The sequence below is a fragment of the Mycobacterium sp. 1245499.0 genome, assembly GCF_001673615.1.
Taxonomy (GTDB): Bacteria; Actinomycetota; Actinomycetes; order Mycobacteriales; family Mycobacteriaceae; genus Mycobacterium; species Mycobacterium europaeum_A.
This window is the reverse complement of sequence record NZ_LZMG01000191.1, coordinates 53,542-78,792: the sequence shown is the minus strand read 5'-3', so window position 1 is coordinate 78,792 and position 25,251 is coordinate 53,542. Positions and strand designations below refer to the sequence as shown.

Sequence of the window (25,251 nt, the reverse complement as noted above, 5' to 3'; positions counted from 1 at the left end):
CGCGCTGGCCCGCAGCTCTTCCCGCTCGCGATAGCGTTCCATCTGCTCGGGGTTCGCGACGAACGCCTGCAGCCCGATGGCCAGCGCGGTCGAGGAGGTGTTGCGCTGGGCGTCACCGGTGGCGTATTGGACGCGCACCGCGAAGGTCGACGTCGAGATGGACGGCCAGCACATCGCCAAGGGCGAACGCGTGGTGTCGACGCTGCGTTCGGCCAACCGCGACGAGGAGGTGTTCCCCTCGCCGTTCACCTTCGACATCGGCCGACAGCCCAACCCGCACGTGGCGTTCGGCGGCGGCGGACCGCACCACTGCCTGGGCGCGATGCTGGCCCGGGCCGAACTGCGCGCGGTCCTCGACGAGCTGCTGCTGCGCTGCGACGACATCGAGATCGGTCCGGCGAAGGTGGCCCATCCGAATCTAACCACCAACATGTCGATCTACGACGAGATGGCCATCTCGCTGACCGAGCGGCGCTGAATCACTTACGCGCGAAAGCTCAGTCGACCAACCGCAGCGCGGCCTTAGGACATTGATCTACCGCGGCCCGCACATCGATCTCCAGACGCGGCGGGACCGGGCCGTCCGCGATCTGCACGACGTCCTCGTCGCCCAGCTCGAACACTTCCGGCGCAAGCGATTCGCAGAAGCCATTGGCCTCGCACAAGTTCTCATCGACCGTAACGCGCATCAGCTGCCCTCCACTTCTCATAGGCCCTTGGGTCGGGTCCCGATCACCCCGCCGGTCGCCAGGCGGGTCAGCTCTTCGTCGGTCAGCCCGCACCTTTCGCGCAGGACCTCCTCATTGTGCTCGCCCAGCTTCGGCGGCGGCCGCAGCAGCCACCGCTGCTGGCCGGCGAGCCGAGCGAACGGCGGGCAGGGGTAGAGCCCCAGCCCGGTGCTCGAATGATGCAATGCCTCGAAAAAGCCGCGCTCGCGCAGTTGCGGGTTGTCGGTGACCAGCGACGGCGACACCACCGGCGCGGCGGGAATTCCCGCGCCCGCCAACAGCTCCACCGCCGCATCGCGTGGCCGCCCGATGAACCAGTCCGCCAGCCGGGCATCGATGTCGTCGGCTCGACGGTGCCGCCCGGCGATCGTGGACAGCTCCTCGTCGTCGCACCACACCGGTCGGTCCATCAACGCCACCAGCGCCCGCCACTGCGCGTCGTCGCGAACGGTGATCGCGATCCAGTCGTCGGGTCCGGCGCACCGGTAGATGTTCTGGATCGCCGTGCCATGACCGCGGTTGCCGCGACGGCTCAACGTCACCCCGAACACTTCGGACTCGATCGCCTGAATCGCGGTGGCGTTGAGCACGGTTTCCAGCATCGGCAGCTCGACCAGCTGGCCGGTCTGAGTGCGTTCGGCGAAGCTCAGCGCGGCCAGCACGGCGAACGCGGCGTGCACACCGGCCAGCGGATCGCAGGCCCCGCGCGGTGTCACCGGGGGCGCGTCGGGCAGGCCGGTCACCCAGGCCAGGCCGGCGATCTGTTCCATGGTGGGCGCGAACCCGACGCGTTCGCGCCACGGCCCCTCGACGCCGAACGCCGGCATCCGGGCGAACACCAGTTTCGGGTTGACCTTGCGCAGCACGTCGTCGGTCAGCCCGAATTGCTCCATCACCCGCGGCGAGAAGTTCTCGATCACCACGTCGGCGCCGGCGACCAGCTCGGTGAACAGACCGCGGCCCCGCTCGGACCCCAAATCCAGTGTGACCGAACGCTTGTTGGTGTTCATCGCGTGGAACACCCAGCCGTACTCCCACCAGTCGTCCACGTCGGTGCGCATCCCGCCCGAATACCGGATGCCGTCGGGACGCTGGATCGACTCGATCTTGACGACGTCGGCGCCGAAGGCGGCCAGCAGGTGGGTTGCGGCGGGCCCGGCCCAGAAGGCGGTCAGGTCGACGACACGGACACCGGCCAGCGGCAGCCCGTCGGGCTCCGGCTCCTCTTCGAATTCCGAACGGCGCCAAGGGGACTCGTTATCCGCTTCGCCGACGAGGGGCGTATCACCCACGGGTCTGGGTGCGCAGGCCGCCATCAGCCAGGGCGGCCGCGGCTGATCGAACCCGGCGGGGTTGGCGACGAAGACTTCGCGCTCGCGCACGTACTCCAACTCCCGGATGGTGGCACCGTTGCCCAGCGCCGCGATCGGCAGCCGGAACAGCTGTCCGAGTTCGACGATCTCCGCGACGGTCCGTTCGGCCAGCCAGGGACGGATCTGTTCGCGGATCAGGTCGCGGTATTGCCACCGGCCGATCTGAAACCGCAGCTGTTCGATCTCCTCCAGCTGCGGACATTCCACCATCGCGGCGAAATCGAGCCACTGTTGACCGGTGACCATGGTGATCCCGACGTAGCCGTCCTTGGCGGGTTCGATCGAGGGGACCTCGGTGGTGCGCCCGATCGGCGGGACGCACAGCAGCTGGGAATGCAGCCATTCGCTGCTCTGCATCGTGGTCAGCGCTTCCAGCATGGACAGGTCCAGGTGCTCGCCGGGACCGCCGCGCTCGACGCGGCGCCGGACGGCCAGGGTGCCGAAGGCGGCGAACACGCCGCCCATGTACTCGCCGAGATCGCCGCCGATGGCGATCGGCGGACCGGCGGGGTCGCCGCGGAAGCCGGGCGAGCCGGCCCACGCCTGCAAGGTGAACTCGGTGGCGGCCCGGTCCGCGTAAGGTCCGGTCCAGCCGAAGTCGGAGATGGTGACGATGATCGCCCGCGGCGAGTGTTCCAGCAGTCGTTCCGGGTCGATGCCCAGCGCCGCGGCGCGCGCCCGGCCGGCGGTGACGACGATCACGTCGGCGCCGGCCAGTTCGTCGCGGTAGCGCTGTGAGTCCGGAGCGAACGTCATGCTGCGCTTGCCCGCGTTGAGGTAGCTGAAGAACGGGGCGGCGCGCCCCTGGGCAAGCGGGGACCCGCTGGCGGTGTAGCTCCGCAACGAATCCCCTTGCGGCGGCTCGATTTTGCGCACCTGCGCGCCGGCGTCGAGCAGCAGCTTCCCGCAGTAGCTGCCCGCTATCCGGTCACTGATCTCGACGACACGCAAATCGTGTAGCGGTGTCGGCCGGCTGTCGGCCCGCTCGCTCAATTACACCCGCCCTTCCGATCGGCATGCGACCAGAGAAGCTATTTATATCATTACTGTTAAAATAGCTAAGCCAGCGAGTTGCTTGTGTTTTGAGGATCGGATGACCGCCTTGGGAATTGGCCCCGACGCCCGGCGCCGGCTGTCGGCGCCGCGGATCGCCGAAATCGTAGCCGACGAGTTGCGCCGTCAGATCATCGACGGTGAACTCGCGGACGGTGATCTCTTGCCACGTCAAGAGGTGCTCGTCGAACAATTCAATGTGAGCTTGGTGTCGCTGCGCGAAGCCCTGCGAATTCTGGAGACCGAGGGGCTGGTTTCGGTGCGGCGGGGCAACCGTGGCGGCGCCGTCGTGCACGCCCCGGCCAAGACCAGCGCCGCCTACATGCTCGGGTTGTTGTTGCAGAGCGAGTCCGTGGAGCTCGCCGACCTCGGCATGGCCCTGCAGGAACTCGAGCCCGCCTGCGCCGCCCTGGCCGCTCGCCGGCCGGACCGGGCGAGCACCTTGGTACCCGAACTCACCCGGATCAACGAGTCGATGGCCGAAAACCTGGACGATGGAAGGCTTTTCACCGAAATCGGGCGCGAGTTCCATGACCACGTCGTGCGCGGTTGCGGCAATCACACGATCATCGCGGTCGTCGGCAGCCTCGAGACACTGTGGAGCAGCCACGAACGACAGTGGGCCGACGAGAGCGCGTCCCGCGGCACCTACCCGTCGCTCACTCAGCGCCGCGCGGTGCTCAACACCCACGTCAAGCTCACCGAGACGATCGCCGAGGGCAACGTCGATCGGGCTCGCCGCATCGCGGGCCGGCACCTGGCCGACACGCAGACCTACGTCCTGTCCGGTCAGCACGACCAGCGCATCTACGCGCTCTCCCCGCAGGCGTTGTCGCGGCCGCGAGACATTCGGCACTCCTGAAGGGCGGCCTGCACGGTCATGCGAACCGCATTGGTCACCGGCGGTAGCGGCGGGATCGGAAAGGGCTGTGCCCGCAAGCTGGTTGAGCGCGGTTACGACGTGGTCCTCTCGGCGCGCCGCGAGGCCCCGCTGCGGGCCGCCGCCGAGGAGATCGGTGCCCGCCACATCGTCGCCGACGCGTCCGACCCGAGCAACTTTTCCGCTGCCTTAAGCACATTGGCGGCGATCGATCTCGTCGTTCACGCCGCCGGCGCGCTCGGGGGTACCTACGCACGCAAGCAGACCTTCGAGCAGTGGCAGGCCATCATGTCGGCCAACCTGGATTCGTGCTTCGTGGTGACCTCGGCGGTCCTGCCGAAGATGTCGGCGGGCTCGCGGCTGGTGTTCATCTCGTCGTCGGCCGCACACGAGCCGATGCCGGCCCGCACCGCCTACTCCGCGTCGAAGGCCGGGATGAACGCGTTCGCGCGAGCCCTGGCGCTCGAGGTCGACCGCGACGGCATCAGCGTGCATATCGTCACGCCGGGCCCGGTGGCCACCGAGATGCTGCAGGACGTCCCCTTCGAGATGTATGCGATTCAGGTCGCGGACGTCGCCGAGGCGGTCGCCTGGCTGGACACCGTCGACCCGTCGGTCGATCTGCCGGAGATCCGGCTGTCGGCCGTGGAGCGCGGCCCGTTCGCGCGACCGCCGGTCGTGCCGGCCGAAGCCCGGCGCCGCGCGAAACGCGGCTGAGGCCTACGGCGCCGGAAAGGCTTTGATCACCGATTCGCCGAACTCGTGCAAGGACTCCGGGGCGGCGAAGTCGGCGAACCATACGTAGAACCGCTCTACCCGCTGGGCGGCCAAACCAGTGAAGTGTCCGATCAGCTCGTCGGCGTCGCCGCAGACCAGCCCCGATCCGAGGTTGCCGAATCGCCGGATGCTGACCTCGCGCACGCTATCGGGATCACCACCGGACCGCACGAAGCCGATCATCTGCTGAATCGACATCCGGGCCGTCCCCGCGGCCCCGGCGAGCTTCGGCAGCCGGTCGAGCTGGTGCGCCGGTAGATTCCACCAATCCGCGTGCTCGCGAACGAGTTCCATCATCATGGGTCCACTCCCACCCAGGACCAGCGGTATCGGGTGAGATCTCGGCGGCGCTTGCGGGGCCGGGCCGTTTCGCTCGTCGCCGTCGCCCCAGTACTGCTTGAGCAATCTCAGATGCCGGCCGAGTTGCTCGACCCTCGCCCGCGGATCCTGTTGGCCGACATCAAATCTGGTGAACTCCGACGGCCATGATCCCGCGCCGAGGCCCAGCTCGAACCTGCCCTCCGACGCCTCGGACAACGTGACGGCCTGTTTGGCGAGCACGGCAGGGTGCCGAAACGCGTCGCACAGCACCAGATGCCCGATCCGCAAGCGCTCGGTCTTGGCCGCCACCCAGCTGGCAATGCCCATTGCCTCCCAGATGCTTTCGTCGGGCAGCCCGGGCGCCTCCAGGTGATCGATGAAGGCGATTCCATCGAAACCGCTGGCCTCGGCCTGATGTGCCCGGTCCGCAATGTCGGCCGCCGACAATCTCACCTGGGGCAGGAACAGATACCACTCGGCCACGCGCCACCTCTACGTCGGATCCGTGCGATTGCGACGGCACGGCTAGTTTATTATCTTTACTATGTTAGAGGTCTTATGGATGTCGGGCTGAACTCGGAGCAGCTGACGCTGCGCGACACCGTACGCGACATATTACGTACGGAGTGTCCACCCGATGCCGCGCGTCAAGCGATCACCGACCCCGAGCGCTGGCGCACGCTGTGGAAGACGGTCGTCGACCTCGGCTGGACCGAGCTGGCCGCCCCGGGCGTCGGTGACTACGGACCGGTCGAGCTGGCCCTGGTTCTCGAGGAATGCGGTGCGGCGCTGGCCCCAATTCCGTTGTTGGGCAGCGTAGGTCTGGCCGCGGGCCTGCTGCGCAACACCGGGCTTGACGCGGTGCTGACCGACATCGCCGGCGGTGTCGTGGCCACGCTGGCGGTTCACGCCCAGGGATCCCGACTGCCCGGGGCGCCCATGACACTGCGCCAAGGACGCCTGCGCGGCACGGCGATTGCCGTCCCCAACCTGTCGCGCGCCGAGCTCGTCGTCACGCTGGCCCGCTGCGACGACGGTGACACCGTGGCGGCGGTCGCGCGCTGCGGCGACGGCGTCACCGCGGTGCCGGCGGCCGAATCCACCGATCCCGCTCACCCGTTGGCCGGCGTCGAGATCGACGCCGAGCCCGTCGCGGTGGCGCCCGCCGACCTCGATTCGGCATTGACGGCGCCCTGGGTGGCCGCGGCCGCCGACCTGCTGGGCGTGGCGAGCGCCGCGCTGCACCGCTCGGTCGAGTACGCGAAGTCACGGCGCCAGTTCGGCCAGCCGATTGGTGCGTTCCAGGGCATCAAACACGCACTGGCGGACAACTACGTCAGCATCGAACGCGCCCGCAGCCTGACCTACGCCGCGGCGGCGCGCCTTGCCGAACCGGACACGCCCTCGACCGACATGTGGACCGCCGCGGCGTTGGCCAAGGCGGCGGCCAACGATGCGGCGGCCAGTTGCACGCGCACGGCCGTTCAGGTGCACGGCGCCCTGGGGCAGACCTGGGAGCACGACGCCCACCTCTACGTCAGGCGCGCCTGGCAGGGCGCCGCCCTGCTGGGCGACAGCCGCGCCCTGTATTACGAGGTGGGCCGCCGATTCTGTGGGGGTGCCGCGTGAGTCGCACCGGCGACGATGCAGCGGGGGCACGCCCCCACAAGTGGGAGGTACCCCCGCCCGCTTGCGGGGGACGCCGCGACGAGCAGGAGCGGTGCCGGTGAGTGTCGTGGTGGACGAATTCGGCGCGTGGCTGGCGGAGTTTCTGCCCGACGACTACTACGCGAACTATCGGCAATACCGCTGGGATCTGAGTTTGCGGCGCGATTACCAGCGGGCCTCATTCGAGGCCGGGTGGTTGCAGCCGACCTGGCCCCGCGAGCACGGCGGCCGATCGCTGGGCCTGCGCGACGCCATGGAGGTCCGAATCGAGGCGGCACTGCGGTCGGCACCCAAGCTCCCCAACATCGCGGGGCCCGGCGTCGCCGCGCCGGGCATCCGGCAATTCGGCACACCCGCCCAGATCGAGCGTCTGCTCGTCCCGCTGCTGCGGGGCGACGAGTGGTGGGCGCTGGGCATGTCCGAGCCCGAAGCGGGGTCGGATTTCGCCGGCCTGCGCACCCGCGCGGTGCGCGAGGGCGACGTGTTCCGGGTCAACGGCCACAAGATCTGGACCACCCAGGCGCACCTGTCGCGGTGGTGCACCCTCTACGCCCGCACCGATCCGGACGCGCCGAAACACCGTGGCATCTCGTGCCTCATCCTCGACCTGCAGTCGCCCGGGGTCAGGATCGAACCCATCCGGATGTCGTCGATCTCCGATGAGACGTTCTGCGAGGTCTTCCTCGACGACGTCGCAGTGCCGGCGGAGAACCTGTTGGGACCGTTCAACGGCGGCTGGCACGTCGCCATGTCGTCGCTGCACCACGAACGCCAGATGATCTGGATCATGAACTGGGTTGAGATCAAACGCGGGCTCGACTCGGTGCGCGACGCCGCGGCCTCGAGCCACGACGCCTACGCCGAACTCGGTGCACTGCTGGCAGACGCCGAAGCATTGCGGGCCACCGGTTACCGCGCCCTGGGCAACGAACTGGCGGGCCGGCCCAGCCCGGAAGCCGACACCATGAAACTGCTCGGATCGCTGACCTTACAGCGGGTTTGGGAACTCAGTGCGGCCGCGGCGGGCCCGGATTCGGCCACCGACCCGGATCTGCTGTTCGAACGCCAGGACGCGCTGGCCGCGACCATTTACGGCGGGACGTCGGAGGTCCAGCGCAACATCATCGCCGAGCGCCTGCTCGGGCTGCCGAAGGGATGACGACAATGGATTACGACCTCGGCGACGACGCCGGGCAACTGCGCAGCCACCTGCGCGAGCTGGTTGCCAACCACATCCCCGCCGACTTTCTGGGCGCCTGCACCGAAAACCCGCAGGACCTCGCCACCACCGAGACGTTCTGCAAGCTCCTGGCCACCGAGGGGCTGCTGGCATTGGCGTGGCCGAAAGAGCATGGCGGCGGTGGTGGTTCGGTCTGGCAGCAGACGGTCCTGCGCGAGGAGATGTGGGCGCAGCACGAACCGCGCGGTCCGCAGTACATGGGGATCAACTGGGTCGGGCCCGCGCTCATGCGGTACGGGACGGCCGAACAAAAGGCCAAGCACCTGGCGGCCATCGCCTCCGGGGACGTGATCTGGTGCCAGGGCTTTTCCGAGCCGGAGGCCGGCACCGACCTGGTGTCGTTGCGCACCCGCGCCGTTGCCGACGGCGACGGGTGGCGCATCACCGGCCAGAAGGTGTGGACGTCGTACGCGCTGATGGCGTCCTGGTGCGTGCTGGCGGCCTGCACCGATCCCGAAGCCCCAAAGCACAAGCGGCTCACCCTTTTTCTCATTCCGATGGACCGGGCCGGATTCACGGTCCGGCCGATCCCGTCGATGCTGGGACCGCACCACCTCAACGAGATGTTCCTGGACGACGTGCAGGCGTATCCCGGCGACGTGCTCGGCGAGGTCGGCGACGGCTGGCGGGTGATGCGCGAAGCCCTGGCGTTCGAGCGGGTGGGCATCGCGCGCTACGCGCGCTGCGAATCGCTGCTCGAACGGATGCGCGCCCAACTCGGCGACGACTGGGACCAGCTTCCCGAAACGATCCGCACCCGCTGGGTGCGCGCCCTCGTCGACCTGCGGGTCGCCCGGTTGCTGGCCTATCGCGCCGTGTCACTGCAGGACGATCCGGCGGCCGGGGCGGCCGCCAGCGCCGCACGCATCATCACCACCACGTGCGATCAACTCGTCGCCGAGCTGCTGTTCGACGTGCTGGGCCCCACGGCGCTGGACAGCGGAACCTCCGCGGCGCTGCACGGAGCGATCGAAGACCATTGGCGTTACGCGCAGGCGGCCACGGTGGCATCGGGCACCATCGAGGTCCAACGCATGCTGGTGGCACGAGACGTATTGGGAGAACACAGGTGAAAACCGATCTGCCGCAAGACATCAGCGATTTCGCGGCCGTCGCGGGTAAGCGTTTGACCCGATTGGGCGGACCGCCGGCCGCGCTGCGCGCCGAGACCGACGACACCATCCGGAATGCGGCGCGCACCGCGCTCAACGACGTCGGTGCCTTCGAGCTCGACGTGCGCTCGGAGCCGGACGACCTGCTGGCCGCGGCGGTGCTGTGTCAGGCCGCCGGCGCCACCGTGCTCCCCTATCCGTTGGTGGAGGAGCTGCTGGCGATCGACGGCGCACGCCTGACCCTGGTCAATCCGAAAGCCCCGCGCATCGACCACGGCGATCTGGCCGGTGAGTGGGTCGCCGCGGACCTGGACGGCAATCGCTATCGGCCCCAGCCGGGGTCGCGGACCGGCGCCAAGCTGGGGCCGTTCCTGGTTCCGGCCACCTTGAGCGCACCCGATGCAAGCGTGCCCGCCGGTGACGTTAACCTTCATCTCGTGCTGGGATCATGGCGGATTCTGGGAGCGGTGCAGCAATCGCTGCGGGTGGTCACCGAGCACGTGCGCGCCCGGATCCAGTTCGGCAAGCCGCTCGCCGACTTCCAGGCCGTCAGGTTCGCCGTCGCCGATGCCGCCGTCGCGGTCCGCGGACTGCACGAACTCGCGAAGTTCACCATCTGCCGGCCGGAATCGCTTGCTGCACAGATCCATTCGGCCGACGCCCTGATTCTTCGGCTCAAGGCCGCAGACACGGCACGACAGGTGATGCGCACGTCGCACCAGTTACTCGGCGCCCTGGGTTTCTGCGACGAGTCCGACGTCAGCGTCCTCGACCGGCACACCCAGCCGCTGATCCGGTTGCCGCTGGGCACCGAGGAACTGGCCTTGCGCCTGGTCCCCTGCGTCTCGGACGGGTCCTTCGAGACGCTGTTCAGTGAGCCGGTATCGGCATGACCCGCGCCGGTGACGATGCAGCGGCGGCACGCCCCCACATGTGGGAGGTACCCCCGCCCGCTTGCGGAGGAGAGCGGCGCAGATGAGCCAATCCCCCGCCGCCGCGGTGACGCCCAATCCGTTCGCTGAGGGCATCCCGTTCGGGGTAAAACTGCGGCAGCTGGCCGAAGAACGGCGCGACGATTCGGCCGTGACGATCGTCGCGCTCGACGGCAGCGCGGCCTCGCTGACCTTCGGTGAACTCGATGCCCGCGCCAACCAGTGGGGTCGTGCGCTGGCCGGCCGTGGCGCGCAAACGGGTTCACTTGTAGCACTGGCCATTCCGAACTCCCAGCATCTGGTGCTGGCGACGCTGGGATGCTGGAAGATCGGCGCGGTGCCCGTCCCCATGCACTGGGATCTTCCCGAGTGGGAACGCGACCGGGTGCGCGACGTCATCAACCCCGCCGTGGTCGTCGACGAACAGAGCCGCTGGGAACTCGACGCAAGCGCGGCCGGCGAACCCGATGGCGCCTTGCCGGTCGCCGTCTCCCCCACCGCCAACGGGATCTGCAGCAGCGGGTCTACCGGCGTGCCCAAGGTGATCCTCAACCTGGCGCCCTCGCTGTGGATCCCACAGCAGGGCGAACCGTTCCTGTCGAACTGGACACCGGTGGCCCAGCCGCAGACCATCATGGTGCCCGCGCCGATGTATCACACCAACGGCTTCGCCACCTTCCTGATGATGCTGGGTGGCGACCATCTGGTGATACTCGAAAAGTTCGATGCGGCACTGGTTCTCGATGTCATCGAGCGGTTCCGGATCACCAACTTCACCGCCACGCCCACCATGCTGGCGCGCATCGCGGCCCGACCCGACGTGCGGCAGCGAGACCTGTCCAGCATCGTGTTCATCCTGCAGGGCGCCGCGGTGATGCCGCCGTCGCTGTTGCACACCTGGTTCGATCTGCTCAGTCCCGAGCAGATCGTGACGGCATACGGCATGACCGAAAACCTCGGGCTCACCGCGCTGCGCGGCGACGAATGGCTAGCCCACCCGGGCAGTGTGGGCCGCGGATTCCGGGACACCGAGATCCGGATTCTGGACGCCGACAAGCGACCGCTGGGTCCCGGCGAAGACGGTGAGGTGTACCTGCGGGCGCCGATGAGCGCCGGATACCGCTATCTGGGCGGAGCGCCGCCGCTGCCGTCGACCGAGGACGGGTTCCGCTCCGCCGGCGACATCGGCCACCTGGACGAGGACGGCTACCTCTACATCGTCGACCGCCGCGTCGACATGATCGTCAGCGGCGGCGCCAACGTCTTTCCGGCCGAAGTCGAGTCGGCGCTCGCCGGACACCCCGGCATCGCCGACGTCGTCGTGATCGGCCTGGCCGACCCGCAATGGGGGCGCCGGGTGCACGCCGTGGTTCAGCGCGCCGACTCCGACGGGGCCGCGCCACTGACCGAACTGGAAGTGATCGAGTACGCGAAGAACCGCCTCGCCCCCTACAAAGCGCCCAAGACCGTCGAGTTCGTCGATGCGATTCCCCGGACCGCGGCGACCAAGGTCAACCGCTCGGCGATGATCGCGGCCCGGGGCGGCTAGTCCGGCGGCAACGGCGGGAATTGGGCCCGCTTCTCGATGGCTCCGCGGTAGGCATGCACGCGACCCGGGATCGTTCCCAGCACCGCGATGGTGTGGCCGTTACGGCCGTACGCGGCAACGAATTCCCACGAGTCGGGATCGCCTTCGACGAATTCCAGCGCATCGTATCCTGTTGGTACGCCGAGCATCTGGACCTTGACGTCGTATTGATCGGACCAGAAGTAGGGCAGCTCGTCGTAGGTGTCCGCGCGGTCGAGGCCGGCCAGCAGGGTCCGGGCGGCGGCCGCACCCTGACGTCCGGCGTCGTCCCAGTGCTCGGTGCGCAGGTGGCGCTCGTAGAGCGGATGCCACCAGCGCGCGACGTCGCCGGCCGCGACGACCGGGACGCCCGCGGCGTCGCCTTGGACCGCGCCCGTGCCATCGCAGACCACTCCGTCGTCGACCCGCAGTCCCGTGCCGTCCAGCCACTCGGTCGCAGGAACCACGCCAAGGCCGATGACGACGAGATCGGCCGGCACCTGCGAACCGTCGCTGAGCCGAACGGCCTCGACCCGCCCGTTGCCGACGAATGCGTCGACACCCGCGCCGACCCGCAGGTCCACGCCATGGTCACGGTGCAATTGGGCCCAGTAGGGCGCCAACTCCTTGCCCAATGCGGCGAGCAGCGGGTTTTCGGCCTTCTCGATGAGGACCACGTCCAGGCCCAGGGATCGACAACTGGCGGCCACCTCCGCGCCGATGAAGCCGCCGCCCACCACGGCCACCCGCGGGCGCGCGCCGAGTGTTTCCCGGATCCCCAGGCAGTCCTCGACCGTGCGCAACGTCAGCACGCCGTCGGGCACCGGCCCGCCCGGCCACTCGCGCGGCACCGCGCCGCTGGCGATGACCAGTCCGTCGAATTGCACAGCGAGGTCGTGATCTTCGTCGCGAACGTGAACCGTACGCGCGGCCATGTCCAGCTTGAGCGCCGAAGCTCCGCGCAGCACGCGGGCATCGAGCTCGAACTGGGGCGCGAGGTCGACGCCGGCCCTGTGCACCTCGCCGGTGAGCAACTTCTTCGAGAGCGGAGGCCGGTGGTACGGGGCCTGGCGTTCGGCGCCCACAATGGTCAAGTCACCGTCATACCCCTCTTGTCGCAGGGTCTCCGCCGCCCGCGTCCCGGCAACGCCCGCACCGACGACGACAACCTGCCTGAGCTGATCTGTGGGCATCGGTCAGTCCTGCACCGTGATCGCCCGAGTGGGACACGACACCTCGGCCCCAACCAGCTTGTCCCGCAACGACTCCGGCGGTTGCTCCTGCAGCACGTGGAGTCCGTCCTCTCGCACGTCGAACACCTCGTGGCAGATGCTCATGCACACGCCATTTCCATCGCAGGTGTCCAGATCCACCACAACCTTCATCGGACCTCGGCCTTTCTTGCCGCACCGGTGGAACTTTCGGTGCCTCGAGAACTGTCAGGACCACCCGACTTCGCTTGCGAGCGCGCGCGCTCCTTAGCCGCTCTCGCCACCGGCGAGTAGTTCAGGTAGTCGACCGCCATCTGCGTGGACGCCTCATCGTTGGGATGATGACTGGGCCGCAGGTACCGGACGGGCGTTGTCACCATGAGCTTCCACGGGCCTGGCAACCGGTACTCGCGGGCGGCCCACAACCAGTCGCGCCAACGCCACTTTTGGTCGATCGTGGGGTCTTGGGCCATCAGGTAGCGGGCACCTGCGACCCACCAGGCGATGAACAACGGCGTAGTGAAGAACATCGAGAACGCCCTGATCCAGTAGTTGCCGCTGACATGCTGGAACACGTCGTACACCAGCGAGCGGTGCTCGACCTCCTCGGCGCCATGCCAGCGCAGCAGGTCGAGCATCATCGGGTCGGCTTTCGCATAGTCCAGGCCTCGGTTCGTCAGCACCCACTGGCCCAACATCGCGGTGTAATGCTCGAGCGCCGCCACATCGGCCAGGCGTCGATACAGCCACCACCGCTTCATCGCGGGCGTAAACCACCTGGGCGGATCACCCAACGTCAGTGACAACAACCTGCCGAGCCGGTCGGTGTACGGCTTGGTATCGATGCCCTGCTCGGCCAGATGGTCCAACACCACCTGGTGCGCCCATGCATGCCAGGACTCCTGCTGAATGAACGGTTTGATCGCCGCCTCCAGCTCGGGATCATCGACCAGCGACGACGCTTCGAGGACCGCCTTGATGAAGTGCCGCTCACCCTCGGGCAGCAAAAGATGCAACACGTTGATCATGTGCGTCGAGAACGGGTCGCCGGGCACCCAGTGCAGCGGGGTGTCCGACCAGTCGAATCGAACCATCCGTCGATACTTCGGATGTCCCTCGTGGTGAAGTTGGACCTCTGGCATCTCCGAACCCTTTCCTCCCTCGGCCAACCGCGGCGCGCCGGTCGATTTTCCAAGGAGCGGTCGACTTGCGAGTCGAACCTCGACCCCCGTCGCGTTTCACCGCCCCCGTTGAGTGCCGCACTTCGCCGAGTACAGCCGTTCACTGAGCGCGTACCCGCACCGGCGGCCGGCTATTCGCTCCTGCGGTGCCAAGCACCTGAGAATTCGCTGTCGAGACCCGCCATCGTCTTCGATCAAGGGATAGGTTGCCAGGCGCGGTAACCTCATTCTCATGGCGCGAGCAGCGCGCAATGGAAGGGGACCACTCGCTCATGGCCGACCCCGGCGACGACATCGAGATCACGCGCGGCGACCGCTTCATCAAGACGGCCGTGGCGATACTGGGCGAAACGGGACGCACCGACTTCACCGTGCAGGAGGTCGTCGCACGGTCCAAGACGTCGTTGCGCGCCTTCTACCAACACTTCAGCAGCAAGGACGAGTTGCTGCTGGCCCTGTTCGACCGAACCATCGCCCAATCGGTCAAGACGTGGCGCGCGGAGACGACGGCACTGGACAGCACCTCGGCGCTGAAGCTGTTGATCGACCGACTCAGCCAGCAGCCGGAATCGAGCACCCAGGACAGCCTCAACCGCGCGTTGACGCTCTACAACCAGCACCTGGCCGAGACCCGGCCGCGCGAATACGCCCGAGTGCTCTCTCCCCTGCACGGACTGATTCGCGACATCGTCGGGCAAGGCATCACCGAGGGGGTCTTCAACCCCGGATTGGACGTCGGCGCGGCGGCCGCCATCGTCATGCAGACGATGATGGGTGCGCAGCGATTGCATTGGCTCGGTTCGGAATTGAACGGAACGCCGGTCGACGCCGGCCAGCTGTACGACTTCTGCAGCCGCGCCCTGGGCATCCGCGACACCGAGGAAGAGTCGACCGCCCCGTCGCTGGCCGAGCTGTTCGGCCAGATCGGCATGCGCCCCACGACCCGCAATGGCCAATTCGCCATGACCATGCCGGTCAGCCCCGCGGTCGTCAACACCTCCGGCGCGCTGCAGGGCGGCCTGATCGCCACGCTCGTGGACGTGGCGGGCGGACAATTCGGGCTGGACTACCTGCAGCCGGGCACCACGATGACCACCGCGGATCTGTTCATCCGCTACCTGCGGCCGGTCCGGCAGGGGGCGGCCTTCGCGGTGCCCACGATGCTGCGGTCCGGACGACGGGCGATGGTGATGCAGGTCGACATCTACGGCGACGGAGACGACGAACTGCGCGCCACGGCCACCGTGAATTTCGCCGTCATCAACGGCGACACCCCGACGGGCGGGCTGCGAGTCGACGGCTGAATCGCTACACCCTGTTGCGCACAAGTGGTAACGTCGTTACCACAGGTGAGAATTGAGACTTCTGCTAGGAGATCGCCATGCCGTCCCGGGAACTGCCCTTCCCCGTCTTCGACGCGGACAACCACATGTACGAGCCGCAGGAAGCGCTGACCAAATTCCTGCCGGAAAAGCGCAAAAACGTCATCGACTACGTCCAGGTACGCGGCCGCACCAAGATCGTGGTGCGCGGGCACATCAGCGAATACATCCCGAACCCGACGTTCGAAGTGGTGGCTCGCCCGGGCGCACAGGAGGACTACTTCCGCAACGGCTCACAGGGCAAGAGCTACCGCGAAATCCTCGGCGAGCCAATGAAGGCCATCCCCGCCTTCCGCGAACCGAGTGCGCGCCTGGAGGTTATGGACGAGCTCGGCATCGACTTCGCGCTGATGTTCCCGACCCTGGCCAGCCTGGTCGAAGAGCGCATGAAGGACGACCCGGAGATGACCCACGACGTCATCCACGCGCTCAACGAGTGGATGTACGAGCAGTGGTCGTTCAACTATAAGGACCGCATCTTCGCCACCCCGGTGATCACGTTGCCGATCGTCGACCGCGCGCTCGAGGAGCTTCAGTGGTGCCTCGAGCGCGGCGCGCGCACGGTGCTGGTCCGCCCGGCGCCGGTGCCCGGTTACCGCGGCAGCCGGTCGTTCGGCCTCGAAGAGTTCGACCCATTCTGGCAGGCCTGCGTGCGCGCCGAAATCCCCGTCTCCATGCACGCCTCGGACAGCGGTTACTCGGAGCTGCTCAACATCTGGGAACCCGGCGACGAATTCCTGCCCTTCAAGCCGACCGCCTTCCGCAGCCTGGCCATGGGTCACCGCCCCATCGAGGACGCGTTTGGCGCCCTGATCTGTCACGGCGCGCTGACCCGCAACCCCGACCTGCGCATCCTGTCCATCGAGAACGGCGCCGACTGGGTGCCCAACCTGTTCAAGGGCCTCAAGGGCGTCTATAAGAAGATGCCGCAGGCCTTCGCCGAGGACCCGATCGAGACGTTCAAGCGCTGCGTCTACGTCAGCCCGTTCTGGGAGGACCGGTTCACCGAGATCGTCAACATGGTCGGCACCGACCGGGTGGTCTTCGGATCCGACTGGCCGCACCCCGAGGGCCTCAAAGACCCGATCACCTTCGTCGACGAACTCGCCGAGTTCAGCGATGAGGACAAGGCAAAGATCATGGGCGGCAACCTGATGAAGCTCATGAAGGTCTCGGCGCCCGCCAAGAAGCCGGTCTCGGCGTAGTCGCTTAACTGACCGCTCGCCGGGCCCGTGTAGCGGGGCCGACGTTGGGTACTCGTCGAGGCGTGGCACCGCACGATGGGACGCCGGTCAATATCGACGACGACGTCGCGTTTCTCACCGAGCAGATCGACGCGCTCAAGCGACTCGGACAGCGTGACGACGTCGACGATGAAGAGGTCTACGACCTCAACATCCGGTGGGGCACCGCCCTCGCGGGACGGCTGCCGCGCGTGGCGCACTACAGTTCGCTGGGCCAACTCGGCGAGGACGATCAGCGGCGGTTCGGTTCGCTGTGCGATCAGCTACGCGAGTTATCGCCTCTGATAGAGCGATTCGATCTGACCCGGCCGAAGCTTCCCGGATCCAACGAGGGCCAGGCTAGCGGGGGTCATGCTTGGAAGCGTCCGTGGCGCCTGGCGCGTAGGTGAGAAAGTCCTTGTCGGACAATCTGATCGCGGTCCGTGGCTTCGCGCAGTCCGGATTGCGACAGGTCAGCGCGACCAGGTAGGCGTCGGCGTCCTCATTCAGAAACAGGTAACCCAGGTAGAGGGCGTCGCCCACGGCGAAATCCGTTGCGCCGCAGGCTTCACAATGTCCGCCCTTGGCGGTGACTTGCTTCAGGACGCGATGTCGGGCCACCGAATCCAAGCTGATCAGCTCGGGACGTACCCCGACCCCCTCGGTCGCCGTGTCGGTCATCTCAGATTTCCACGTCCTTGTCGTAGTACACGCGGTCTTCGCGCCAGCCTCCGGTACCCATGCCGATGCCGGCGTAGTCCTCGACGAACTCGATCTGATTGATCCACTTGGCCATCTTGAATCCCACTTGGGTTTCCACCCGCAGACGCAACGGCGCGCCGTGCTGGATCGGCAAAGGCGTGCCGTTCATTTCGTACGCCAGCAGGGTCTGCGGCTTGTCGGCGAACTCGAGGTCAAGCACCTCGTAGAATTGGCCTCCGCCGTGCGACGCCGGCTCGTCGGTGCTGTTGTCCTGCATGGTCAGGAAGCAGACGTAGCGCGCCTGGGGCAGCGGCCGCACCAAGTCCACCAGCTGACGCAGATGGACTCCGGTCCACTGGCCGATGCTGGTCCAACCTTGGACGCAATTGTGCATCACGCATTGGGTTTCCGACTCGGCGAGGGCCCGCAGCGCGCTCAGGTCCAGGATCACCGGGTTTTCCACCAGTCCACCGACCCGCAGTCGCCAGTCCACGAAGTTGTGCACCGCCATCACCTTGTATTCCGTGCTGGTGGGCGGCTTTCCGTTGACGCGGTGCTGCTTTGAGATCTTGTGGGCCGGATAGTTCTGTCGTGAATTGAGCGGCCGCAACAGCAGACGACGAGTGGCGGTGACCACCGCCCCCAGCACCCGCTGCACGGACCGCGGGTTGCGCAGGCTCCAAATCGTGGCCGCCACATGGATGCCGATGATCGCCGCAATGATCATCAGTGAGATCGCGGTCGACCAGTAGGTGTTGCGAACGGCGCCGAAAATCATTGCCGCGGTGAGCCGGCCCCAACCCCAAAAGAAAATCATCGACAGGTGAATCGCGATGAAGACCAGGAAGGCGACCAGACCCAAGAAGTGCAAGCTGCGCGCCCATTGGCGACCGCCCCACATCTGCACGTACCACGGGAACCGCGCCTCGATCGCCGGCGACTGAGCGGCCCCGGTCAGGATCTGAAACGGCGCAAGGATGAAGACGACTCCCGCGTACGTCAGCTTCTGCATGGCGTCCAGCGGCTCGCCGGGCAGCACCGGCGGAAGGTTGAACGACAGATACGTGACGATGTCGTCCCACGCTTCGGGGAAAATCGACCATGACGAGGGCCAGTAGCGGTGCCATTGGCCGGTGGCGAACAACAGGATGTAGTACGACAGGCCCAGCAGGATCCAGCCGATCACCACGAAGAAGTGCCAGTGGCGGCCCACGCCCAGCTGCGCGCGGCCGGGCAGCGAGATGAACGGGCTGTAGTCCTCTTCTTCGTCAAGGGTGTCGTAGATCCTGTCCCGCGGCATGACCTTTCGGGTAAAGCGGGCCCACTCCGAGCCCGGCTTGCTGTCGTCGTGCCAGTACAACTTCGGGTGGGTGGCCAGGATCTCGAGACCACTGCGCAGGATCAGCGTCACGAAAAGCACGTTCAGCCAATGATCGATGCGCAGCCATACCGGATAGTCCAACGTCGTCATGCCCAGGCTCCGTCAGTCATACCACTGCTGGCTGTGCGGATAGGCCACGTTGATGCCCGACAACACGGTCGTGTGCACGGCGATGAAAGCCGCCGCGCACACCATCGCCAGCGTTCCCGGCGCGAAGTCCCATCGGGCGGTCACCGCTTCCAATCCCGGCGGGCCGATCCACCGGGTGAGGACATACACGATGAGAAAGGCCGAGCAAATCAGGCTGCCGAAATACCAACCGCCTTGGGGCACTGAGGGTTTGATCCCGATCAGCATGGCGCTCGCGGCGATTAAGCAGGCGGCCGCCAACACGGCGACGTACGCGGCGAAATATCCGGGCAGGTACGGCCGGCTGGCCAGCACGTAGACATGCACCGCAACCAGGCCCGTCAGCAACGCCCCGCCCAGCGCGGTCACCGCACGGGGCAGGTTGAACGCCACCCAGCCGTTCAAGGTGAGCACTGGTGACGTCAGCAGGCGCCGCCAGAGCGCCGTCGCGCGTCGAGCCACGAGATCGGCCACGACAGCGAGGTACCCGCGCCAAACCGGCCGCAAACGGAGCCGTTTACGCGTCAAGGGCCGCGATCTTCGCAGACGTCAATTGCATTTGCCAACCGATTTAGCCGACACAATTCACAGCGGTAACCAAACCGTTGCATTACGCAGCCAAGAACCATTGCTAATGTGAACAACTACGTGTGCAAATTGGGTCAACCCATTGACCCGGTTTTCGAGTCGGCCCTTGGTTGGCGGGCCGCTCGGGGCTGCTAGGAGGACGGCCAGATGGTGGCCGAAAAAGACTGGGACAGAACCGTCGGTGCGGCAGAGGACGTGCGCCGCGTCTTCGAGAACGTTCCCGCGCTGTTGGTCGGGCTCGAGGGGCCCGACCACCGATTTGTCGCGGTCAACGCGGCGTACCGCACACTCAGTCCGCCAATCGACTCCATTGGGCTATTTGTGCGCGACATCTATCCCGAGCTGGAGAGCCAAGAAATCCTGCACATGTTCGACCGGGTATATCAAACGGGCGAGCCACAGTCGGGCACGGAATGGCGGGTCCAGGCCGACTTCGACGGCGCGGGGCAGGCACAGGAACATTTCTTCGACTTCATCGTCACGCCGCGCCGGGCGGAGGACGGCTCGATCGAAGGCGTGCAGCTCGCCTTCGTCGACGTCACCAGCCGCGTGCAGACGCGAATGGCCGACGAAGCGCGCCTCGAGGAACTCTCCGAGCGGTACCGCAACGTCCGCGATTCCGCCACCGTCATGCAGCAGGCACTGCTGGCACCCTCGGTGCCCGTCACTCCCGGCGCGGACGTGACCGCACAGTATCTCGTCGCCGCGGAGGACACCGCGGCCGGCGGCGACTGGTTCGACGCGATACCCCTCGGCGACCGGCTGGTGCTCGTCGTCGGTGACGTCGTCGGCCATGGCGTCAAAGCGGCCGCGGTGATGTCGCAACTGCGCACCGCGCTGCGGATGCAGGTCGTCGCGGGATATCCGATCGCCGAAGCGCTCGAGGCCGTCGACCGATTCCGCAAGCACGTCCCCGGATCCAACACGGCCACAATCTGCGTCGGCTCCCTGGACTTCGCCGCCGGCGAATTCCGGTACTGCACCGCGGGACACCCGCCGCCGCTGCTGGTGACGGCGGACGCCACCGCGCGCTATCTCGAGCCGTCGGGCGCGGGACCACTCGGCAGCGGCACCGGTTTTCCGGTGCGCACCGAATTCCTCGACGTGGGCGACTCGATCCTGCTCTATACCGACGGTTTGATCGAAAGACCCGGCCGGCCACTGGGCGCCAGCACCGCCGAATTCGCCGAGCTGGCCGCGAACATCGCCGGCGGACAACGCGGCTTCGTCATCGAATCCTCGCAACGGGCGATCGACCGCATCTGTTCGGAGACACTGGAATTGCTGCTGCGGTCGACCGGCTACAGCGACGACGTGACACTCCTTGCGGCACAACGCCGGACGCCGCCCGCGCCGCTGCACCTGACACTGGACGCGACGATCCGTGCGGCGCGCATGGTACGCACCCGCCTGCGCCAATGGTTGTCGGAGGTGGGCGCCGACGCGGACGACATCTCCGATGTGGTGCACGCGATCTCGGAGTTCGTCGAAAACGCGGTCGAGCACGGGTATGCCACCGAGGTCACCGACGGCGTTGTGGTGGAGGCGACGCTGTCCGGCGATGGCAGCCTGCACGCCTCGGTGAGCGACCGCGGCCGGTGGAAGGATCACCGCGAGGGCGAGACGGGGCGTGGTCGCGGCCTCGCCATGGCCGAGGCCCTGGTGTCGGAGGCGCACGTCCGCCACGGAGCCGAGGGAACGACCGCCAGTCTGACGCACCGACTCTCGCGACCGGCGAGTTTCGTCACCGATTCCGTGATCAGCCGGGCGGCCGAGCGGCGCACGTTCAACGCGGAATTCGCATCCGAGGTCAGCGAACCGGGCCGCATCGTCGTCAGCGGCGACGTCGACTCGAACACCGCATCCATCCTGGACCGTCAGATCGCCGTCGAAAGCCGTTCCGGCGTCGCACCATTGACGGTCGACCTCAGTGCCGTCACCCACCTGGGATCGGCGGGCGTCAGCGCACTGGCCGCCGCCCGCGGGCGGGCCCAGCGGCAAGGCAGTGAATACGTGTTGGTGGCCCCGCCGGGCAGCCCGGCACACCATGTCTTGTCACTGGTCCAGATCCCGGTGGTGAGCGGCCTCGCCGAGAACCTCGTCGCCGAGGGTTAAGCCCGGTCGGCCCTGTCGCCGTGCCGCACCTGGTTGAACGGCACCCCGCGGTCGGCGGCGTATTCCCGGGGGAAGCCCAGCACCCGCTCGCCGATGACGTTGCGGGCCATCTCGGTGGTGCCGCCGCCGATGGCGACGGTCTGCCGGGACAAATAGCGCAGACCCGTTTCGAGTCCGGCGCCCGGTTCCCCGACGACTCCGGCACTTCCCGCGATCGCCAGCGCCGTGTCGACATCGGTCGTCGTGGTCTCGGAGTGAAACAGCCGGATGAGCGTCCCGGCGGCCGGCGGCAGCGCGCCGTCTCTGACGCTGCGGTACACGTGACCGATCAGTTGCTCGGCCACCGCGCGGTGCACCATGGCTCGACCGGCCATCTCCTGCACGCGTTCGTCGTCGGCCTGTCCGGTCTTCTCCGCAAGGGCCACGTAGTCGACCGGAATCGCGTTGCCGCCCTCGCTGCCACCGCCGCTGGCGAACTCGGACCCCTGCCCCACCGCTCGGCGCTCGTGGTAGAGCTGCCGCGAGGCCACCGCCCAGCCGCCGTTGACCTCGCCGACGACGGCGTCGTCTCCCACGTCGACACCGTCGAGGAACTCCTCGCAGAATTCGCTGGAACCGCTGAGCATCGTGATGTGCCGCAACGTGATTCCCGGATGCGCGATGGGCACCAGGAACATCGTCAGGCCCTCGTGCTTGGGTACCTCCCAATTGGTGCGGGCCAGACACAGGCCGTAATCGGCGGCGAACGCACTCGTGCTCCAGGTCTTGGCGCCGTTGATGATCCAACGATCGCCGCGGCGCTCGGCGCGGGTGAGGACGCCGGCCAGATCCGATCCGCCGCTGGGTTCGCTCAACAACTGCACCAGCACCTCCTCGCCGCGCAGCGCGGCGGCGATGTGCTGCTTCTTCTGGTCTTCACTGCCGGTGTCGAGCAGCGTGGCGCAGCAGATGGTGAACGTCGGGGTGTTGAGGATCAACGGCATCTCGTAGTCGAGGGATTCGACGTCGAAGGCCTTTTGGTATTCGTAGTCCAGCCCGAGGCCGCCGTACTCGCGGGGGAAGCAGATCCCGGCGAACCCGCCGTCGTACAACCGCTTTTGCAGTTCCCGGGCCCGCAACCACGACCGTTCGTCGTCACGCAGCGCGGCCGGTGGGGCCTCGCGGTCGATGGCGGGCATGTTGGCCGCAAGCCATGCCCTGGCCCGGGCGGCGAACTGCGCAACAGACTCGGTTGATGTCATCTCGTCTTCATCATTTCGCCGAACGACCCGCCTTCTCGAACTCGTACACGCGCAGATTGTGTTCCTCCGGCGTGCCGAACATGCTGCGGTACAACGTGATTCGACGCAGGTACAGGTGCAGGTCGTGTTCCCAGGTGACACCGATACCACCGTGCATCTGCACACAGGCCTGGACGATCTGGCCCGCCATCTCTCCCACGTAGGACTTGGCGATGCTGGCCGACAGGTTCGCTTGCGGCGCGCGGGCCGCCACGTCGGCGACGGCCGCCGAGGTGGTGGCGCGACAGGCTTCCAGCCAGAGCTTCATGTCGGCGAACTTGTGTTTGAGGGCCTGGTAGGACGCCAGCGGACGACCGAACGTGTGCCGGTCGAGTGCCCACTGCACGGTGAAGTCGAACACCGTCTGCAAAGCGCCGACCACCTCGGCGCATTGCAGCACCTGAGCGATCTGGCTCTGTCGCTCGACGAGCACCGCCGCCTCGTCGGCGGTGCCGACGGCCGCGGAGTGCGGCACCACGACCCCGTCGAAGTGCACACGGGCGTATTGCTTGACCAGATCGACCGACTGCTGGGGTTCGATCCGGACGCCAGGGGCGTCCGTCGGGACCAGGAACTGACGGATCTGCGCGCCGCTGCGCGCCACCACGAGCAGCACCGCACTCTGGGCGCCCGCCTCGACGCGGTCCTTGCTGCCGTCGATGCGGTAACCGGAGTCGGTCTCGGTGGCCGTCACCGAGGGATTCAGCGGTGCCCAACCCTGCCCCGGCTCACACACCGCCCACGACGCCACGGTTTCACCGGAGACCAGCGCCTCGATGGTGTCGGCGTGCTCGCCGGAATTTGCGCACTCGACAAGGCCGGCGAGCACGGCGCTGACCGGATACAGCGGCCCTGGCGCCACCGTCTTCCCGAGTTGTTCGGCGACCGTGGCCAGGTCGGCGAAGCCGTTCCCCGACACGCTTCCGCCGCCCAACTCCTCCGGGACCAACAGCGCGGTCCAGCCGAGCTCCGCGGCGCGCCGCCACCATGCGGGGTCGAACGAGGTGCCCTCGGCGTGCAGCTCCCGCACCCGGCGCAGCGGCGCTTCCTTGTCCAAAAAGGCCTGGGTGGTCGAGGTGAAAAGAATCTTCTCCGGAGAGTCGAGGGTCGTCATGGTGCCGAGGGGATCCTTCTTGACATTCGATCGCTGCGGCTGCAACGGAAACGGTTTGAGTGTTTGATCATCCGCCCGATCGGTCCTCGGTTGGCTGGCGTTTCTGATGTTAGCAACGCGCAATACGGTAAGAGATACCGGAGCTCAGTCGGTAAAAATTGGGACGGGCACGCCCTCCGGTGAGTCCGCCTCGTCGCCCGGCATCACCGGGGCGCGGCTGCGCTACATGGCGAACACGCGGCGCAGGGCCTGCGCATGCAGCGCCCGATTCTCCTGGGAAACAATCCAATCCGGCACCATCGAGTCGAAGCCGTTGAAGGTCGCGGCGATCACATGCAATTCGGTATGGACGTATGCGTGCAACAGCCGGTTGGCGTAGTCGATGGCCTCGTCGCGACAGGGATCGATCTCGGAGCAGCTGACGAACGTCGGCGGCAGGCCTTCGAGGTTGGCGCGGTGCGCCGGCACGTGCTGACCGTTGGCGCTGGCGTGGCCGAGGTAGTGGTTCCACGCCCGGCTCACCGCCGGACCGTTGAGGCCGGGGGTCCGCTGGAATTCCCGACGCGAGGGCGTGGCGTCGGAATCGAGCATCGGCTGGTGCAGGATCTGCATCAGAATCGCCGGACCTTCCTGGTCGAACATGCGCTGGGTCAGTCCCGCGACCAGCGCCGCACCGGCGTCGCGGCCCATTACCGCGATGCGGGCGGCGTCGGCATCCAGCTCCGCGCTGTTGTCGACCGCGTAGCGCAAGGCCGCTTCGACGTCGTCGAGCGCCGCCGGGCACGGATGTTCCGGCGCGAGCCGGTAGTCGACCGAAACAACCAGGCAGCCGCCGTCACGGGCGAGCTCCACGCAGTGCGCGTGGTCGGTCTCCAGGTTTCCGGTGACGAACCCGCCGCCGTGGGCGTAGATCACCACCGGCGCGGCGGATTCGGTGTGGCCGCGATACAACCGCAGCTCCAGTTGCTGACCGTCCGGGCCGGCGATGGATCGGGAGTCGACGGACACGCCGGTGGTGTCGGCCGACGCGGCGCGCTGGGTGGCCAGCAGGTTGGCGTGTTCACGCTCGGCCGGAAGCGTCTCGGCGCGGAATTCGAAGGCACCCAACGCCACGGCGGCGTCGCGCAGCACCGGATCGATGCGAGTGAGGCCGTGTGGCCGGGCCAGATTCGTCTGTGTCATGTCCACTCATTTTTCGGGCTCGTCGGGCGGGCTCATCGGCGGTTTCGAAAGGTAGGCCTTACCGGAAACCATCTTCAAGGTAGACCCGCGTTTTCGGGGGTCGACACACGCG

The 25,251-nt window shown here is 67.3% G+C and carries 23 protein-coding genes and 1 pseudogene; 12 read left to right on the top strand and 12 right to left on the bottom strand.

The annotated features are described in order from the left end of the window. Positions 1 to 82: 82 nt before the first annotated feature. Positions 83 to 478, top strand: a pseudogene (locus A5646_RS11210) (cytochrome P450); the annotation flags it as partial. Positions 479 to 497: 19 nt separating this feature from the next. On the opposite strand, the gene A5646_RS11205 reads toward A5646_RS11210, so the two are convergent. Next, complete coding sequence (locus A5646_RS11205; RefSeq protein ID WP_066866641.1) at positions 498 to 689, bottom strand: ferredoxin; 192 nt, start codon at positions 687 to 689, stop codon at positions 498 to 500. Positions 690 to 706: 17 nt separating this feature from the next. Further along, positions 707 to 3,094, bottom strand: a complete 2,388-nt coding sequence (locus A5646_RS11200; protein WP_067021728.1) for a CoA transferase — start codon at positions 3,092 to 3,094, stop codon at positions 707 to 709. 100 nt (positions 3,095 to 3,194) lie between these two features. Here A5646_RS11200 and A5646_RS11195 point away from each other — a divergent pair, with 100 nt between their 5' ends. Both A5646_RS11195 and A5646_RS11190 read left to right on the top strand, forming a co-directional pair. Beyond that, complete coding sequence (locus A5646_RS11195; RefSeq protein ID WP_066866638.1) at positions 3,195 to 4,016, top strand: FadR/GntR family transcriptional regulator; 822 nt, start codon at positions 3,195 to 3,197, stop codon at positions 4,014 to 4,016. Positions 4,017 to 4,034: 18 nt separating this feature from the next. After that, positions 4,035 to 4,751 (top strand): SDR family oxidoreductase, encoded by a 717-nt coding sequence (locus A5646_RS11190; protein ID WP_067021726.1) that lies wholly within the window; start codon positions 4,035 to 4,037, stop codon positions 4,749 to 4,751. 3 nt (positions 4,752 to 4,754) lie between these two features. Here A5646_RS11190 and A5646_RS11185 read toward each other — a convergent pair whose 3' ends face one another. Then, positions 4,755 to 5,615 (bottom strand): LLM class flavin-dependent oxidoreductase, encoded by an 861-nt coding sequence (locus A5646_RS11185; RefSeq protein WP_067021724.1) that lies wholly within the window; start codon positions 5,613 to 5,615, stop codon positions 4,755 to 4,757. 75 nt (positions 5,616 to 5,690) lie between these two features. Between A5646_RS11185 and A5646_RS11180 the strand changes: the two genes are divergently transcribed. The 5 genes from A5646_RS11180 (at position 5,691) to A5646_RS11160 (ending at position 11,633) form a co-directional block, all read left to right on the top strand. Continuing rightward, positions 5,691 to 6,761: an acyl-CoA dehydrogenase family protein gene (locus A5646_RS11180; RefSeq protein WP_067021722.1), complete on the top strand. Its 1,071-nt coding sequence runs from the start codon at positions 5,691 to 5,693 to the stop codon at positions 6,759 to 6,761. A gap of 106 nt (positions 6,762 to 6,867) precedes the next feature. Then, positions 6,868 to 7,959 carry an acyl-CoA dehydrogenase family protein gene (locus tag A5646_RS11175; RefSeq protein WP_197505167.1) on the top strand — a complete coding sequence of 364 codons (1,092 nt, stop codon included), beginning with the start codon at positions 6,868 to 6,870 and terminating at the stop codon, positions 7,957 to 7,959. Then, positions 7,956 to 9,113, top strand: a complete 1,158-nt coding sequence (locus A5646_RS11170; protein WP_197497882.1) for an acyl-CoA dehydrogenase family protein — start codon at positions 7,956 to 7,958, stop codon at positions 9,111 to 9,113. The genes A5646_RS11175 and A5646_RS11170 overlap by 4 nt, the downstream gene beginning before the upstream one ends. Next, positions 9,110 to 10,045 (top strand): acyl-CoA dehydrogenase family protein, encoded by a 936-nt coding sequence (locus A5646_RS11165; RefSeq protein ID WP_067021720.1) that lies wholly within the window; start codon positions 9,110 to 9,112, stop codon positions 10,043 to 10,045. The genes A5646_RS11170 and A5646_RS11165 overlap by 4 nt, the downstream gene beginning before the upstream one ends. 82 nt (positions 10,046 to 10,127) lie before the next feature. Further along, positions 10,128 to 11,633, top strand: coding sequence for a class I adenylate-forming enzyme family protein (locus tag A5646_RS11160; RefSeq protein WP_067021718.1), 1,506 nt, complete (start codon positions 10,128 to 10,130; stop codon positions 11,631 to 11,633). Here the strand turns inward: A5646_RS11160 and A5646_RS11155 are convergent. The 3 genes from A5646_RS11155 to A5646_RS11145 are packed head-to-tail and all read right to left on the bottom strand — an operon-like array spanning position 11,630 to position 14,004. Further along, positions 11,630 to 12,844: an NAD(P)/FAD-dependent oxidoreductase gene (locus A5646_RS11155; protein WP_066866622.1), complete on the bottom strand. Its 1,215-nt coding sequence runs from the start codon at positions 12,842 to 12,844 to the stop codon at positions 11,630 to 11,632. The two genes, A5646_RS11160 and A5646_RS11155, sit on opposite strands and share 4 nt — an antisense overlap. Before the next feature lie 3 nt (positions 12,845 to 12,847). After that, positions 12,848 to 13,036, bottom strand: coding sequence for a ferredoxin (locus A5646_RS11150; protein WP_066866620.1), 189 nt, complete (start codon positions 13,034 to 13,036; stop codon positions 12,848 to 12,850). Beyond that, positions 13,033 to 14,004 (bottom strand): metal-dependent hydrolase, encoded by a 972-nt coding sequence (locus A5646_RS11145; RefSeq protein WP_066866655.1) that lies wholly within the window; start codon positions 14,002 to 14,004, stop codon positions 13,033 to 13,035. Before A5646_RS11145 ends, A5646_RS11150 begins: the two co-directional genes overlap by 4 nt. A 311-nt stretch (positions 14,005 to 14,315) precedes the next feature. Between A5646_RS11145 and A5646_RS11140 the strand changes: the two genes are divergently transcribed. The 3 genes from A5646_RS11140 to A5646_RS11130 all read left to right on the top strand — a co-directional run bounded on the left by A5646_RS11140 (position 14,316) and on the right by A5646_RS11130 (position 17,058). Next, the gene (locus A5646_RS11140; RefSeq protein WP_067021716.1) at positions 14,316 to 15,347 is read left to right on the top strand and encodes a hotdog fold thioesterase; all 1,032 of its coding nucleotides are present in this window, start codon (positions 14,316 to 14,318) and stop codon (positions 15,345 to 15,347) included. Between the two features lie 77 nt (positions 15,348 to 15,424). Then, on the top strand, positions 15,425 to 16,630 hold the full coding sequence (locus A5646_RS11135; RefSeq protein ID WP_066866616.1) for an amidohydrolase family protein: 1,206 nt from the start codon (positions 15,425 to 15,427) through the stop codon (positions 16,628 to 16,630). A 62-nt stretch (positions 16,631 to 16,692) separates the two neighbouring features. Next, positions 16,693 to 17,058 carry a hypothetical protein gene (locus A5646_RS11130; protein WP_066866614.1) on the top strand — a complete coding sequence of 122 codons (366 nt, stop codon included), beginning with the start codon at positions 16,693 to 16,695 and terminating at the stop codon, positions 17,056 to 17,058. On the opposite strand, the gene A5646_RS11125 is transcribed toward A5646_RS11130, so the two are convergent. From A5646_RS11125 to A5646_RS11115, 3 genes are read right to left on the bottom strand one after another with little or no spacing between them, the layout of a single operon-like run. Next, on the bottom strand, positions 17,009 to 17,329 hold the full coding sequence (locus A5646_RS11125) for a hypothetical protein (RefSeq protein WP_066866611.1): 321 nt from the start codon (positions 17,327 to 17,329) through the stop codon (positions 17,009 to 17,011). The genes A5646_RS11130 and A5646_RS11125 overlap by 50 nt on opposite strands. 1 nt (position 17,330) lies before the next feature. Next, a complete protein-coding gene (locus A5646_RS11120; protein ID WP_067021714.1) occupies positions 17,331 to 18,821 on the bottom strand; it encodes a molybdopterin-dependent oxidoreductase in 1,491 nt (496 codons plus the stop codon). A 12-nt stretch (positions 18,822 to 18,833) separates the two neighbouring features. After that, positions 18,834 to 19,334, bottom strand: a complete 501-nt coding sequence (locus A5646_RS11115; protein WP_067021712.1) for an oxidoreductase — start codon at positions 19,332 to 19,334, stop codon at positions 18,834 to 18,836. A gap of 261 nt (positions 19,335 to 19,595) precedes the next feature. Between A5646_RS11115 and A5646_RS11110 the strand changes: the two genes are divergently transcribed. Continuing rightward, complete coding sequence (locus tag A5646_RS11110) at positions 19,596 to 21,563, top strand: SpoIIE family protein phosphatase (RefSeq protein ID WP_067021710.1); 1,968 nt, start codon at positions 19,596 to 19,598, stop codon at positions 21,561 to 21,563. On the opposite strand, the gene A5646_RS11105 is transcribed toward A5646_RS11110, so the two are convergent. The 3 genes from A5646_RS11105 to A5646_RS11095 all read right to left on the bottom strand — a co-directional run bounded on the left by A5646_RS11105 (position 21,560) and on the right by A5646_RS11095 (position 25,139). Beyond that, entirely contained in the window at positions 21,560 to 22,804 is a 1,245-nt protein-coding gene (locus A5646_RS11105) for an acyl-CoA dehydrogenase family protein (RefSeq protein WP_066866603.1), read from the bottom strand. The two genes, A5646_RS11110 and A5646_RS11105, sit on opposite strands and share 4 nt — an antisense overlap. Before the next feature lie 10 nt (positions 22,805 to 22,814). Then, the gene (locus tag A5646_RS11100; protein WP_067021734.1) at positions 22,815 to 23,957 is read right to left on the bottom strand and encodes an acyl-CoA dehydrogenase family protein; all 1,143 of its coding nucleotides are present in this window, start codon (positions 23,955 to 23,957) and stop codon (positions 22,815 to 22,817) included. 222 nt (positions 23,958 to 24,179) lie between these two features. Beyond that, a complete protein-coding gene (locus A5646_RS11095) occupies positions 24,180 to 25,139 on the bottom strand; it encodes an alpha/beta hydrolase (RefSeq protein ID WP_067021707.1) in 960 nt (319 codons plus the stop codon). Positions 25,140 to 25,251 lie beyond the last annotated feature (112 nt).

Excerpts from the sequence above, each read along its gene's own strand:
- A5646_RS11205 (WP_066866641.1), bottom strand. The coding sequence starts at position 689 with ATGCGCGTTACGGTCGATGAGAACTTGTGCGAGGCCAATGGCTTCTGC.
- A5646_RS11195 (WP_066866638.1), top strand. The coding sequence starts at position 3,195 with ATGACCGCCTTGGGAATTGGCCCCGACGCCCGGCGCCGGCTGTCGGCG.
- A5646_RS11190 (WP_067021726.1), top strand. The coding sequence starts at position 4,035 with ATGCGAACCGCATTGGTCACCGGCGGTAGCGGCGGGATCGGAAAGGGC.
- A5646_RS11180 (WP_067021722.1), top strand. The coding sequence starts at position 5,691 with ATGGATGTCGGGCTGAACTCGGAGCAGCTGACGCTGCGCGACACCGTA.
- A5646_RS11170 (WP_197497882.1), top strand. The coding sequence starts at position 7,956 with ATGACGACAATGGATTACGACCTCGGCGACGACGCCGGGCAACTGCGC.
- A5646_RS11160 (WP_067021718.1), top strand. The coding sequence starts at position 10,128 with ATGAGCCAATCCCCCGCCGCCGCGGTGACGCCCAATCCGTTCGCTGAG.
- A5646_RS11155 (WP_066866622.1), bottom strand. The coding sequence starts at position 12,844 with ATGCCCACAGATCAGCTCAGGCAGGTTGTCGTCGTCGGTGCGGGCGTT.
- A5646_RS11150 (WP_066866620.1), bottom strand. The coding sequence starts at position 13,036 with ATGAAGGTTGTGGTGGATCTGGACACCTGCGATGGAAATGGCGTGTGC.
- A5646_RS11145 (WP_066866655.1), bottom strand. The coding sequence starts at position 14,004 with ATGCCAGAGGTCCAACTTCACCACGAGGGACATCCGAAGTATCGACGG.
- A5646_RS11140 (WP_067021716.1), top strand. The coding sequence starts at position 14,316 with ATGGCCGACCCCGGCGACGACATCGAGATCACGCGCGGCGACCGCTTC.
- A5646_RS11135 (WP_066866616.1), top strand. The coding sequence starts at position 15,425 with ATGCCGTCCCGGGAACTGCCCTTCCCCGTCTTCGACGCGGACAACCAC.
- A5646_RS11125 (WP_066866611.1), bottom strand. The coding sequence starts at position 17,329 with ATGACCGACACGGCGACCGAGGGGGTCGGGGTACGTCCCGAGCTGATC.
- A5646_RS11120 (WP_067021714.1), bottom strand. The coding sequence starts at position 18,821 with ATGACGACGTTGGACTATCCGGTATGGCTGCGCATCGATCATTGGCTG.
- A5646_RS11110 (WP_067021710.1), top strand. The coding sequence starts at position 19,596 with ATGGTGGCCGAAAAAGACTGGGACAGAACCGTCGGTGCGGCAGAGGAC.
- A5646_RS11105 (WP_066866603.1), bottom strand. The coding sequence starts at position 22,804 with ATGACATCAACCGAGTCTGTTGCGCAGTTCGCCGCCCGGGCCAGGGCA.
- A5646_RS11100 (WP_067021734.1), bottom strand. The coding sequence starts at position 23,957 with ATGACGACCCTCGACTCTCCGGAGAAGATTCTTTTCACCTCGACCACC.
- A5646_RS11095 (WP_067021707.1), bottom strand. The coding sequence starts at position 25,139 with ATGACACAGACGAATCTGGCCCGGCCACACGGCCTCACTCGCATCGAT.